A 12,593-nucleotide genomic window follows, 5' to 3' on the forward strand; every position below is an offset into this window, starting at 1 on the left:
GAGCTTCAGGCGCGGCGACGCGGCAGGCGCCAGGTCTGATGATCGGCGAACTGGCGCCCGTCCCAGGCCACGGCCGAGACCGTCACGGCTTCGGCGTCCCACTCGATCCGGTTGAAACTGGGCGGCGCCCCGCGCTCGCGATGCGACAGCGTCCCGCAGCCGACGGCATAGGAGCAGTTGTCGCCGACGCCGACCGGCAGGGCGAAGGGGACATGGACGTGGCCGGTCACAATCAGATCGACCCCGGCCTCGGCGAAGATGCGGGCCGCCCGCTCGCCGCGCTTGACCTCGCCGGTCATGGGGGCGCCGATCATCTCGATGAGAGGGTGGTGACAGGCCAGCACGCGCAGGGCGCCTGTCGGCGCCTGGCGCAGGGCGTCCGCCGCCCGGCGCGTCTGATCCAGGTCGATCACCCCTTTGGACCAGTTGAGCCGGGCCTGCCAGCCTCGCGCAGTCGTGACGCCGCGCACCATCAACTGATCCGATCGGAACTCGTGGTCATGCGCGGGATGGCCGGTCGCCCGTTCAAACGCGCGCCAGGGCCAGAACAGCCGCGCCATCACATCCCAATAGGGCACGTCATGATTGCCGACAGTGACGAAGACCGGCTCGGGCAGCGCCCGGATCCATTCCCCCGCTGCGGCGAACTCCGCCGGATAGCCCTTTTGCGTGATGTCGCCGGTGATCAGGGTCAAATCCGGCGCTGCAGCGTGGGCGTAGTCTGCGGCGGCGGCCACGGCCCCCTTGTGCTCGCAACCGAAATGGACGTCGGAAAACTGGAGGACGACCCCCACTAGAGACTGGCCTCGCCCGCCGCAGGCTTCGGCGCCAGGGCCATGAAGGCGCGCGGCAGGAAGCGCACCGCCGCCTCGCGACCCAACAGCATCGGCTCCCCGTCAATCACCGCCGGAACGCGCGAGCGCGCCTCGACCACAATACGGCGCGCGCTGCGCGTGGTGACGTTGGGATCATGACGCCAGTCGTCGAACAGGGCATGAGCGGCAAGGCGGAAGGCCTGGGCCGCGTCCCCCGTATTCATGGCCGCCGCCTCCAGCCCGTCATTCTTCTGCATCGCCTTGGAGATCAGCGGACTGATCAGCACCAGAGCCTCGGCCTTTTCGCGCTCGCCGCCGTCCAGCGCATAGCGGACCCGGCCAGAAAACGCCTTCTTCAGCGCGCGCCTGCCATAGGTCCAGGCCATCTTCAGCTTGCCCTCGCGAATGGCTTCACGCGCCGGGGCCCACAGGGCGGGCGAGCCCAGGATGGCGGCGCAATAGAAGGCCTCGCCCTCGACCTCGCCTCCGGCCACGGGCAGGGGCGCGCCTTCCTCCAGCGCCAGCCGCAGAGCCTTCTTCCAGTCTCCGGTGCCGTAAAGGGCCTTGGGCAGCATGTTCATCGTGCCGCCAGGCAGGGGCGCGATCAGGGGGCCGTCCTCGCCGGCGCGGGCGGCGACCGACCGGGCCGTCCCATCGCCCGCCAGTATGAACAGCACGTCGGGCCGGGCTTCCAGCGCCTCGCCGATCTGATCGGGAATGCGCGCGCCTTCCAGCACGACCACCTCGGCCTCCAGCGGATACTCGGCCAGGATGGCGGCGGCTTCCTCGGCCGCCTGTCCTCCAACTCCGCCCGACAGCGGATTGACCAGGATGATGATCCGCTCCAGCCGAGCCTCCTCGGTCAGAGGCCGCCGCCCTTCTCCTGAATCGGCCGACGACGGCGGTGCGGCTTCAACAGCGTTCGGCGCTGGCGGGGCGTCGTTCTGAGCGTCAGTGTTCATGGGCGGCGAACGCCTGCGCACAGGGGCGGTTCCCCTTCTGCGGCCCTACACCGCGATTTAAAGTAAAGCTTACAGCGTTCGGCCTCGGAACCGCCTTGTTCGCCCTGCGTTATCGAAGCTTCAGGGGTGCCCCCTAAGGGATGAAGGACAGAACCATGAACAAGGCGATCATCGCCATTGCCGGCGCCGGACTTCTGGTGACCGCCTGCGCCAGCGATCCGTACTACGGCGGCGGCGCCGGACCGAACAACACCGTGCGCCAGGGCGCTGTCGGGGCCGGACTGGGCGCCGTGGCCGGCGCCATCATCGGCAACAACGTCGGCAGCGGCAACGCAGCGACCGGCGCAGCCATCGGCGCCCTGGCGGGCGGCGCGGCGGGCGCCATCCGCGGCTCCAATCAGGACCGCAACAACCAGCAGCGCTACCGCGACAATCAGGGCCGCTACTACTACTGCTACGACAACCGCCAGACCGAGTGTTACTGGGAAAATGGTCAGCGCCGCTACTGATACCGGCGTATAGCCTCTGGCGCCCGAAGCGTTTTCGGGACAGTCTTGAAAGGGCGATCCGCATGGCGCGGGTCGCCCTTTTTTGCTGAAGGCAGCGCACGCCGCACAGCGAGCGCGAGGGGGCTGACATGAAGCGTGTTTCCGCAATCGTTATGATGGCCCTCGGCCTGACCGCCGCCGGTTGCGCCGCCAACAGCGGCTATAAACAGCGCAGCGATCTGGTCAGCGACCCGTCCGCCTGCGCCGACAAGCGGTTCGAAGTCTATTTCGTCCCCGATCGCGCCACCCTGACCGACGCCGCCCGCATGGCCATCGGCATGACGGCGACCCAGCTTCAGGGCTGCCAGATCAAGCACGTCAAGGTGACGGGCCTGGCCGACGCCCGCAGCGGCACGGCGGCCGCCAACCAGAGCATTTCCGAACGACGCGCCCGCGCCGTCGCCGAAGCCCTGGCCGGCGCCGGCCTGCCCGCCCCCGCCTTTGATATCGAGGGGGCCGGAGCCGAAGGCGCGGTCGTGGGCGGGGTCAACGACCCCTTGCGCCGCCGCACCGAGGTGCTGATCGAGGTCGTCGCCCCGCGCTGAGGCCCGAGCCGTCCGCTGCGGCCCGCCGTCGCGGGCCGTGGCTAGGCGGGGCTAGAGGGTCTAAGCTCGCGCCTTTCCCCTGATCCTGTTTCCGGCATCGCCCTTGCGCATCCTGTTTCTGCTCCTGACCTGGCTCGCCCTCGCCCTTCCGGCGGCGGCGAGCGTCCCGGCGTCCGAGGCCGCCCTGCGCGACGCCCTGGCGGCCGGGGCCGCGCCGGTCGTCAAGGCTTCCACTGCGCCGGGCCCGCAGCGCACCGAACGGATCGAGGCGGAACTGGTCCCCATGAGCGCCTGGGCCGTCCCCGGCTCGACCGCCGTCGTCGCCATCCGCCAGCAGATCAAGCCCGGCTGGCACACCTATTGGCGCAATCAGGGCGATTCCGGCGGACCGACGACCCTGACCTGGTCCCTGCCTGCGGGCGTCGCGCCGGGCGACATCCTGTGGCCCCTGCCCGAGCGTCAGCGGCTGCAGAGCCTGATGAACTACGGCTATTCCGGCGCCGTCTTCCTGCCCGTCCCGATCGAGATTCCGGCGGACGCTGCGCCGGGCCGGAGCCTTCCCTTACGCGTCACCGCCCACTTCTACGTCTGCAGCGACGAGATGTGCGTGCCCGAAGACCTCGATCTGGCGCTGGACCTGCCGGTGCGCGACAGCGCGGCGCCGCTGGACACGCGGTTCGGTCAGGCGATCCAGGACGTCGTCGCCGCCGCGCCGCGTCCCGCCGGGATCGAGGCCCGCGTCGCCCTGACCGACGGCCGTCTGGTCCTGACGGCTGCCGGCGGCCCGCTGGCGGGCGCCGCGCCCCGGTGGGCCTATTTCCATCCCTTCGAGGGCGGGCTGATCGACCACGCCGCCGCCCAGTCAGGCGAGCGCGGGCCGCAGGGCCTGACCCTGACCGTCGCCGCCGGACGCGGCCTGACGTCCAATGGGCTGAAGGGACCGATCAGCGGCGTCCTGTCCACCGATCTCGGCGCCTGGGAGATCACCGCCGAGCCGGGCGCCGCCCTGACCGGCGTCACAGGCGACGGCGCGATCGGCGACGGCGAGGGCGCGCAGACAGCCGCCGCCGCCACCGCCCTGCCCGACTTCATCAAGGCGGCCGTCTTCGCCCTGCTGGGCGGGCTGATCCTGAACCTGATGCCCTGCGTCTTCCCCATACTGGCGATGAAGGCGGCCTCGCTTAGCCGCGCCGCCCATAACCCGGCCGAGGCGCGCCGTGACGGCCTGGCCTTCCTGGCCGGGGTGCTGGCGACCTTCCTGGTGCTGGCGGGCGCCCTGCTGGCCCTGCGCGCGGGCGGTCAGGCGCTGGGCTGGGGCTTTCAGCTGCAGTCGCCGGGCGTGGTGGCCGCGCTGGCCCTGCTGATGCTGGCGGTGGCGCTGAACCTGTCGGGCGTCTTCCACATCGGCGCCGGTTTGCAGGGCGCGGGGCACGGCCCGCTGTCGCGCCTGCCCGGCGTCGCGGGCGCCTTCTTCACCGGCGTGCTGGCCGTGGTCGTGGCCGCCCCCTGCACCGCTCCCTTCATGGCCTTCGCTCTGGGCGCGGCCCTGTTCATGCCCTGGCCGATGGCGCTGGCGGTCTTCCTGATGCTGGGGCTGGGGCTGGCCCTGCCCTATGTGCTGATCAGCCTCAATCCGCGCCTGCTGGCCCGCCTGCCGAAGCCGGGGCCGTGGATGGAGACCCTGCGCAACCTGCTGGCCTTCCCCATGTACGGCGCCGCCCTGTGGCTGGCCTGGGTCTATGGCCGCCAGACCGCCGACGCGCTGGCCCTGCTGTTCGGCGCGGGCCTGATGCTGGCGCTGGCGCTGTGGCTCTATGGTCGGGTACAGGCTGCGCCGGGCAAGGGGCGGGCGGCCGGCGTCGGCGCTCTGCTGGCCGCGATCGCGGCGCTGGGCCTGGGCGTGCTGGCGGGCAAGGCCCCCGCTGCTTCGTCTGAGAGCGGCGCTCCCTCTTCCCGTCTATCGTCTCAGCCCTGGTCCGAGCAGGCGGTTCAGGCCGCCCTCGCCGAAGGGCGGCCGGTTCTCGTCAACTTCACCGCCGACTGGTGCGTGACCTGTAAGGTCAACGAAAGCACGGCCCTGTCCTCGGCCCGCACGGCGCAGGCGCTGGAACAGGCCAACGCCCTCTATCTGGTCGGCGACTGGACGCGGCGCGACGACGCCATCACCGCCGAACTGCAACGCCACGGCCGTTCGGGCGTGCCGCTGTATCTGGTCTATGCGCCGGGCCGGTCCGAGCCGCGCATCCTGCCGCAACTTCTGACCGAAGGCGTCGTCATCGACGCGCTGAAGGACGCCATCGACTGATTTCATCTCTGGAGAGACCGCCATGTTCCGCCTGCTGACCGCCGCTTCCGCCTCTCTTCTGCTGCTCGCCGCCTGTCAGCAGCAGCCCGCTGCATCGCCCGAGCGCACGGAAAGCGCCGCCGCCGCGCCCGAAGCGACCGAGGCGGCCGGCCCCGGCGAGCTGGCCCCCGCCTTCACCCTGGTCGACGCCGAGGGGCAACAGCGGTCGCTGGCCGACTTCCGCGGCAAGACGGTCGTGCTGGAGTGGACCAACGAAGGCTGTCCCTTCGTGAAGAAGCACTACACCGGCGCCATGCAGGCCTTGCAGCGCGAGGCGACGGCCGATGGGGTGGTCTGGCTGACCATCATCTCCTCGGCGCCGGGCACGCAAGGCTTCGTCGAGGGCGAGGAGGCGCAGGCCTGGAAGGCCAAGCATAAGGCCGCCTTCACCCACCTGCTGCTCGATCCGACCGGCGAGGTCGGCAAGCGCTATGACGCCAAGACTACGCCCGACATGCGCATCATCGATCCGGAAGGGCGGCTGATCTACGTCGGCGGCATCGACGACCGACCGACCAACAAGGTCGAGGACCTAAACGGAGCCAATAACTTCGTCCGCGCCGCCCTGGCCGACGCCAAGGCCGGACGCCCCGTCCAGACCGCCTATGCCACACCCTACGGCTGCGCCATCAAATACCCGGAAACGGTCGAGGGCTGAGAGCGGCCTTTCTCACGAGGACACCGGCCTTCCTCCAGGCGAGGTAGGCCACATCGGGCCTCAAGCAGCGCGAAGCGCGATAGGCCCAAAAATTAAGCCACAGCCAGAGGCTACGCCTCGGGCTGTGGCGGCGAGGTAATGACCTCGATGTTGTCGTTCAGCAGATAGGACAGTTCGTCCAGCGCCAGCTTGCGGGCCGGGGCGTCGGCGGCGGCTTCCAGCGCGGCGACCTTCAGCGGAATGTCTTCTGAGATGCCGCGCAGGATGCATTTCAAATCATTGTCCGTGCCGCGTTCCTTGAGGATCAGATGGCCCTGCATGTCGCGCTGGGCTAGTTCCGTCGCCTGCCCCTTGAACGCCGCCCAGGCCGCGCCGGTGAAGAAGCCGGAGTTGTCCGCCTCGCCCGAGGCCATCCAGCCGTCGACGATCGACTTCAGCGCGCCCGAACGGGCGACCAGATCAGCGAACAGGGGCTCCTGCGCCACCGACACCGGGGCCGAGGGAGCTACGGGCGGCAGGGCGGCGGCTTCGGCGACGGCGGGATCGACGAGCATCAGGGCGACGGCGAGGGCTATTCCGCAGGACATGGCGTGCCTTTCACAAAGGACCGGGGGACAATCGGCTTCCGGCTGGAAATCCAGCTTGACCCAGTCTTGGATTGAACTCTTCTCGGCCTGAGCCGTAAACCAGAGCCTGCAAACCCCGGGCCAGATGGCGGATCGCTTCCGAACACGGCCCCCTATGGGAGACCAAGATGCCGCATGTCGCCTGGACTGAACTGGAGGCCGCCGCCCGTCGGGACGCGCAGTCCCGCATCCAGGATCAGTTCGCCGCCGACCCTGACCGACTGTCGCGGCTGACGCTGGACGCCGCAGGTCTGCACCTGGACCTGTCCAAGCAGAGCTGGTCTCAGGCCGGGTTCGAGGCCGCCCTGTCCCTGGCGCGGGCGTGCGACATCGAGGGGCGCCGCGCCGCCCTGTTCGCGGGCGAGGCCGTCAATCTGACCGAAGGGCGGGCGGTGTTGCATCCGGCCCTGCGCGCGCCGGACGGCGCGTCATTCCATGCGCTGGGCGAGCCGGTGTCGGCCGAGGTCGAGGCGGTGCGCGCCGAAATGAAGACCTATGCCGAAGCTTTACGGTGCGGAAATGAGACAGGCGCCACGGGGCGCCGGTTCGAGACGGTGCTTCATATCGGCATCGGCGGCTCGGACCTGGGGCCGCGTCTGATCTGGGACGCCCTGCGCCCGCTGGACCCGGACATCGACCTGCGCTTCGTCGCCAACATCGACCCGCGCGACATGGCCGAGGCCCTGGCCGGGCTGGATCCTGAAACGACGCTGGCCATCGTCGTCTCCAAGACCTTCACCACCCAAGAAACCTTGACCAACGCCGAGGCCGCCAAGGCGTGGCTGGCGGCCTCCCTGCCGGCCGAGGGGCTGGCCAAACACTTCACCGGCGTAACCGCCGCGCCGGAAAAGGCGCAGGCCTTCGGCTGCGGCCGCACCTTCGCGTTCCGGGACTGGGTCGGCGGGCGCTATTCCCTCTGGTCTGCGGTCAGCCTGTCCTGCGTCATCGCCCTGGGGTGGGAGCCGTTTCAGGCGTTTCTGGACGGCGCCGCCGACATGGACCGCCACTTCCTCGAGGCCCCGCTGGAGAAGAATGCGCCGGTGCTGCTGGCCCTGGCCGAGATCTACAATGTCGACGGCCTGCATCGCGGGACCCGCAGCGTGGCGCCCTACGCCCATGCCCTGCGCCGCCTGCCCGCCTTCCTGCAGCAGCTGGAGATGGAATCGAACGGCAAGCAGGTGCGCCGCGACGGCTCGCCGGTCGGGCGCCAGACCTGTCCGGTCGTCTTCGGCGAGCCGGGATCCAACGGCCAGCACGCCTTTTTCCAGCAGTTGCACCAGGGACTGGAGGTCGTTCCGGTCGAATTCATCGTGGTCGGCCACACCTGCGGGGGAACATCTGCAACAGCCCTATGGGCCAACGCCCTCGCTCAGGCCCAGGCCCTGATGCAGGGCAAGAGCGAGGCTCAGGCCCGTGCTGAACTGATCGCTTCGGGCGCGTCGGAAGCCGAGGCGAATCGACTGGCCCCGCACAAGGCCTTCCCCGGCAACCGTCCGTCGACGACCGTTCTGATGAAGCGGCTGACGCCGCAGACCCTGGGCGCCCTGATCGCCCTCTATGAGCACAAGACCTTCGTCGAGGGCGTGATCTGGGACATCAACAGCTTCGACCAGTGGGGCGTGGAACTGGGCAAGGTTCTGGCCAGGGCGCTGCTCAAGGACGCCGCCAGCGGCGCGCCCTCGCCCGATCTGGACCCGTCGACGGCTGACCTGCTGCGCCGGCTGACGGCGTGACGGTCGTCGCATCAGGCTGGCAAAGGCTGGAGGGGCTGGCCCTGCTGGCTATCGCCGCCTTCGCCTATGCCCGGTTCGGTCAGGGATGGGGCCTGTTCGCCGTTCTGTTTCTGGCGCCCGATCTGTCTTTCGCCGGCTATCTGGCCGGACCGCGCCTCGGCGCCCTGACCTATAGTCTGGCGCACAGCCTGATCGGGCCGCTGCTGCTTGCGGGCGCGGGCCTGGTCGCGGATCAGTCGCTGGCTGTCGCGCTCGCCCTGATCTGGCTGGCCCATATCGGGTTCGACCGGGCGCTGGGCTACGGATTGAAGTCCCCGCTGGACTTCGGCGTCACCCACCTGGGCCTGATCGGCAAGGCCCGCAGAGGCCTATCCGCCTGAGCGCGCACACGAAAAAGGCCCGGTCGTGAAACCGGGCCTTTCTTTATGTCACCGGCCGCTTACCAGCGGCGGTCATAGCGGTAGTCGCGGTCGCGGCGGTTCTGATAGCTGCGCCACTCGCCCTGGTTCTTCCAGTAACGACCATCGCGATAATAGCGACCGTCATTGCGCTCATAGCGACCGTTGTAATAGCCGTCGCGGCTGTTGATGCCGTGCTCCCGCTCCCAGTGGCCCTGGTTCCGGTAGCAGCGGCCGCCGCGATAATAGCCGCAGCTGTCGTTGTTCGAGGACGAGGCCGCGCCCAGGGCCGCACCCGCCAGGGCGCCCCCCGCGACATAGCGTCCATCGCCCTGGCCGATCAGGGCCCCGGCGACGCCGCCGACCACCGCGCCCAGCACGGCGTCACGGCCGGTGTTGTCGCGATCGCGGTCGCGATAGTTCTGGGCGGCGGCCGGGGTCGTGGCCAGCATCGTCACAACCAGAGCAGGGGCGATAGCGCCGGCGCCGATCTTGAACAGGGTCTTCATGGCGGGCTCCTTTCGAAAGCCGGTTGATCCGTTGTCCCCCTTTTAGCGAAGCCTGTCTGAACGACCCCGGGGGCGCCTGTTCATTTTCGCTTCATCCAGGCGCCTAATTTCGCGCCGCCCCGCCCTTGACGCCCTCCTCCCCCCTGCCTAACTCCCCGGTCGTTAGCACTCGGGGAGGGCGACTGCCAAAGTCGTGGGCTCCGGGGGCTGGAACCAACATCCTGACAGGAGTTACTCAGATGGCGTTTCGTCCGCTCGGCGACCGCGTGCTGGTCAAGCGCGTTGAAGAAGAATCCAAGACCAAGGGCGGGATCATCATCCCCGACACGGCCAAGGAAAAGCCCCAGGAAGGCGAAGTCGTCGCCGTGGGCCCCGGCGTCCGTGACGAAGACGGCAAGTTCGTCGCCCTGGAGCTGAAGGCCGGCGACCGCGTCCTGTTCGGCAAGTGGTCGGGCAGCGAAGTGAAGATCGACGGCGAAGACCTGATCATCATGAAGGAAACCGACGTCCTGGGCGTGCTGTCGTAAGACACGTCCTGGGTTTCCGGTTTCTCTCGTAAAAACATCTAGATAGGAGCAGCCCGCATGGCCGCTAAAATCGTAAAGTTCAACACCGACGCCCGCGACAAGATGCTGAAGGGCGTCAACGTCCTGGCTGACGCCGTCAAGGTGACCCTGGGGCCGAAGGGCCGCAACGTCGTGATCCAGAAGTCCTTCGGCGCCCCGCGCTCGACCAAGGACGGCGTCTCGGTGGCCAAGGAAATCGAGCTGGAAGACGCCTTCGAGAACATGGGCGCCCAGATGATCCGCGAAGTCGCCTCCAAGGCGAACGACAAGGCGGGCGACGGCACCACCACCGCCACCGTCCTGGCCCAGGCCATCGTCCAGGAAGGCCTGAAGGCCGTGGCCGCCGGCATGAACCCGATGGACCTGAAGCGCGGCATCGACAAGGCTGTCGAAGCGGTGCTGGAAGAGGTCAAGTCGAACTCCAAGCCGGTCTCGAACAACTCGGAAATCGCCCAGGTCGGCACCATCTCGGCCAACGGCGACGCTGAAATCGGCGACCTGATCGCCCAGGCCATGGCCAAGGTCGGCAACGAAGGCGTCATCACCGTCGAAGAAGCCAAGACCGCCGAAACCACCGTCGACATCGTCGAGGGCATGCAGTTCGACCGCGGTTACCTGTCGCCCTACTTCATCACCAACCCGGACAAGATGGAGGTCTCCCTCGAAGAGCCGCTCATCCTGCTCCACGAGAAGAAGCTGACCTCGCTGCAGCCGATGCTGCCGGTGCTGGAAGCCGTGGTTCAGTCGGGCCGTCCCCTGCTGATCATCGCCGAGGACATCGAAGGCGAAGCCCTGGCCACCCTGGTGGTCAACAAACTACGCGGTGGTCTGCGTGTGGCGGCTGTCAAAGCCCCTGGCTTCGGCGACCGCCGCAAGGCCATGCTGGAAGACATCGCCATCCTGACCGGCGGCCAGGTCATCTCTGAAGACCTCGGCATCAAGCTGGAAACGGTCACGCTCGACATGCTGGGCAAGGCCAAGAAGGTCCAGATCACCAAGGACGACACCACCATCGTCGAAGGTTCGGGCGAGAAGGACGGCATCGAGGCCCGCGTCGGCCAGATCAAGCGTCAGATCGAAGACACCACCTCCGACTACGACAAGGAAAAGCTGCAAGAGCGTCTTGCCAAGCTGGCCGGCGGCGTCGCCGTCCTGCGCGTCGGCGGCTCGACCGAAGTCGAAGTGAAGGAAAAGAAGGACCGCGTCGACGACGCCCTGAACGCGACCCGCGCCGCTGCCGATGAAGGCATCGTCCCGGGCGGCGGCGTGGCCCTGCTGAAGGCCTCCAAGGTGCTGGCCGCGCTGAAGGTCGACAACGCCGACCAGACCGCCGGCGTCAACATCGTCCGCCGCGCCCTGCAGGCTCCGATCCGTCAGATCTCGGAAAACTCGGGCGTCGAAGGCTCGATCGTGGTCGGCAAGGTGCTGGAATCGGACAAGGCCGAGTTCGGCTTCAACGCCCAGACCGAAGAGTACGGCGACCTGGTGGAAATGGGCGTCATCGACCCGGCCAAGGTCGTCCGCTCGGCTCTGGCCTCGGCTGGCTCGGTCGCAGGCATCATGATCACGACCGAAGCCGCCATCGCCGACGCGCCGAAGAAGGCTTCGGCCGGCGGCGCCCCCGACATGGGCGGCATGGGCGGTATGGGCGGCATGGACTTCTAAGTCCGGCTTCTCAAAGCTCAGACTACGGAAGGGCGGGATCGAAAGGTCCCGCCCTTTCTTTTTGCGCACGGCTTCTCCCTTCCCTTCATGGGGAGGGTGGCTGAGGCCGACAGGCCGAAGCCGGGTGGGGGCGGCAAGACGATGCAGGCGCCGAGGCCAGGATCACCCGGCCCTCCCCACCCGGTCTCCGCTTCGCGTCGACCACCCTCCCCATGAAGGGGAGGGAGAACCCGCGCGCTAGTTGCCCTCCTCCCCCACCTCACGCCCTGCCAGCCGCGCGCCCTCGACCACCGCCGGGTCGGTCCGCGCCGTGTCCAGCACCCAGTCCCTAAAGCGGGCGATCTTGGAGGTCAGACGGCGGCCGGGCGGGTAGCAGAGCCAATAGCCCTCGGCCAGGGCGACCGTCGCTTCGAACGGCCGAACCAGCAGGCCCCGCTCGATCTCTCGGCCGTAGAGAATGGGCGAGCCCAGGGCCACGCCCTGATCGCCCAGAGCCGCCGCCACCTCCATCGCCTGATTGTCGGCCGTCAGACGCGGCGGCGGGGCGGCGTCAGCCGGCGCCACGCCGGCGGCGGCGAACCAGGCCCGCCACTCGCGCGGCTCGCCGATCAGATGCGCCCGCTTCAGGTCGGCGGGCGTCTTCAGATCCAGACGGTCGCGCATCGCCGGGGTGCAAAGGGGGGTGAAGACGGCGGGCATCAGGAACCGGCTCTCCAGTCCAGGCCAGTCGCCTGAACCGAAGCGCAGGGCGACATCCAGCCCATCCGCCCCCAGGCTGGACAGAACCGAACTGGTGTCCACGCGCACCGCCAGATCGGGGTTGGCCAATTGAAACGCTCCAAGCCGCGTCGCCAGCCACTGGGTCGCCAGCGTCTGCAGCGTGGTGACGGCCAAGACGCCCTGATCCGCCTCGACCACCTCGGCCACAGCTCGTCGCAGCAGGGTCATGGCCTCGGTCGCCGCTGTCGCCAGACGCTCCCCCTCCGGGGTCAGACTCACCTGCCGCGCTCCACGTGTGAAAAGAGGACGCTCAAGCTTTTCCTCCAGGTCGCGGATACGCCAGCTGACCGCCGCCTGCGTCATGCCCAGAGCTTCGGCGGCGCGGGTGAAGCTGAGCAGGCGCGCCGCGGCTTCAAACACCCGCAAGGCGTCCACCGGGATCCGCGCAAGAAGATCAACCATAAGCCAGCCTTATACCGAAGCGTCGTCATCTCGTTTGTGACG

Annotated in this window: 13 protein-coding genes; 8 read left to right on the forward strand and 5 right to left on the reverse strand. The window is 68.6% G+C overall.

Going from position 1 to position 12,593, the window contains the following annotated elements:
• Positions 1-5 precede the first annotated feature (5 nt).
• Complete coding sequence (locus RSD66_RS00445; RefSeq protein ID WP_346525216.1) at positions 6-794, reverse strand: metallophosphoesterase; 789 nt, start codon at positions 792-794, stop codon at positions 6-8.
• The gene (locus RSD66_RS00450) at positions 794-1,777 is read right to left on the reverse strand and encodes a diacylglycerol/lipid kinase family protein (protein WP_346525218.1); all 984 of its coding nucleotides are present in this window, start codon (positions 1,775-1,777) and stop codon (positions 794-796) included. Before RSD66_RS00450 ends, RSD66_RS00445 begins: the two co-directional genes overlap by 1 nt.
• A gap of 155 nt (positions 1,778-1,932) precedes the next feature.
• Here RSD66_RS00450 and RSD66_RS00455 point away from each other — a divergent pair, with 155 nt between their 5' ends.
• The 4 genes from RSD66_RS00455 to RSD66_RS00470 all read left to right on the forward strand — a co-directional run bounded on the left by RSD66_RS00455 (position 1,933) and on the right by RSD66_RS00470 (position 5,872).
• On the forward strand, positions 1,933-2,286 hold the full coding sequence (locus tag RSD66_RS00455) for a YMGG-like glycine zipper-containing protein (RefSeq protein WP_024354458.1): 354 nt from the start codon (positions 1,933-1,935) through the stop codon (positions 2,284-2,286).
• A gap of 128 nt (positions 2,287-2,414) precedes the next feature.
• Positions 2,415-2,870: an OmpA family protein gene (locus RSD66_RS00460; protein ID WP_415288607.1), complete on the forward strand. Its 456-nt coding sequence runs from the start codon at positions 2,415-2,417 to the stop codon at positions 2,868-2,870.
• A 103-nt stretch (positions 2,871-2,973) separates the two neighbouring features.
• Positions 2,974-5,175, forward strand: coding sequence for a protein-disulfide reductase DsbD family protein (locus tag RSD66_RS00465; RefSeq protein ID WP_415288608.1), 2,202 nt, complete (start codon positions 2,974-2,976; stop codon positions 5,173-5,175).
• A gap of 22 nt (positions 5,176-5,197) precedes the next feature.
• Positions 5,198-5,872, forward strand: coding sequence for a thioredoxin family protein (locus RSD66_RS00470; RefSeq protein ID WP_415288609.1), 675 nt, complete (start codon positions 5,198-5,200; stop codon positions 5,870-5,872).
• Positions 5,873-5,982: 110 nt separating this feature from the next.
• Here the strand turns inward: RSD66_RS00470 and RSD66_RS00475 are convergent, their stop codons facing one another.
• The gene (locus RSD66_RS00475; RefSeq protein ID WP_415288610.1) at positions 5,983-6,459 is read right to left on the reverse strand and encodes a hypothetical protein; all 477 of its coding nucleotides are present in this window, start codon (positions 6,457-6,459) and stop codon (positions 5,983-5,985) included.
• A gap of 167 nt (positions 6,460-6,626) precedes the next feature.
• Here RSD66_RS00475 and pgi point away from each other — a divergent pair, with 167 nt between their 5' ends.
• Positions 6,627-8,231, forward strand: coding sequence for a glucose-6-phosphate isomerase (gene pgi / locus RSD66_RS00480; protein ID WP_415288611.1), 1,605 nt, complete (start codon positions 6,627-6,629; stop codon positions 8,229-8,231).
• Positions 8,228-8,611, forward strand: a complete 384-nt coding sequence (locus RSD66_RS00485; protein ID WP_415288612.1) for a DUF4260 domain-containing protein — start codon at positions 8,228-8,230, stop codon at positions 8,609-8,611. The genes pgi and RSD66_RS00485 overlap by 4 nt, the downstream gene beginning before the upstream one ends.
• A gap of 59 nt (positions 8,612-8,670) precedes the next feature.
• On the opposite strand, the gene RSD66_RS00490 is transcribed toward RSD66_RS00485, so the two are convergent.
• Positions 8,671-9,138 (reverse strand): hypothetical protein, encoded by a 468-nt coding sequence (locus RSD66_RS00490; protein WP_415288613.1) that lies wholly within the window; start codon positions 9,136-9,138, stop codon positions 8,671-8,673.
• Positions 9,139-9,377: 239 nt separating this feature from the next.
• Between RSD66_RS00490 and groES the strand changes: the two genes are divergently transcribed.
• Both groES and groL read left to right on the forward strand, forming a co-directional pair.
• A complete protein-coding gene (groES, locus tag RSD66_RS00495; protein WP_024354450.1) occupies positions 9,378-9,665 on the forward strand; it encodes a co-chaperone GroES in 288 nt (95 codons plus the stop codon).
• A 57-nt stretch (positions 9,666-9,722) separates the two neighbouring features.
• Positions 9,723-11,369, forward strand: a complete 1,647-nt coding sequence (gene groL, locus RSD66_RS00500; protein WP_024354449.1) for a chaperonin GroEL — start codon at positions 9,723-9,725, stop codon at positions 11,367-11,369.
• Between the two features lie 237 nt (positions 11,370-11,606).
• Here the strand turns inward: groL and RSD66_RS00505 are convergent, their stop codons facing one another.
• Entirely contained in the window at positions 11,607-12,551 is a 945-nt protein-coding gene (locus RSD66_RS00505) for a LysR substrate-binding domain-containing protein (protein ID WP_415288614.1), read from the reverse strand.
• Between the last annotated feature and the right edge of the window lie 42 nt (positions 12,552-12,593).

The organism is Brevundimonas sp. S1H14, assembly GCF_047716865.1.
Classification (GTDB): Bacteria; Pseudomonadota; Alphaproteobacteria; order Caulobacterales; family Caulobacteraceae; genus Brevundimonas; species Brevundimonas naejangsanensis.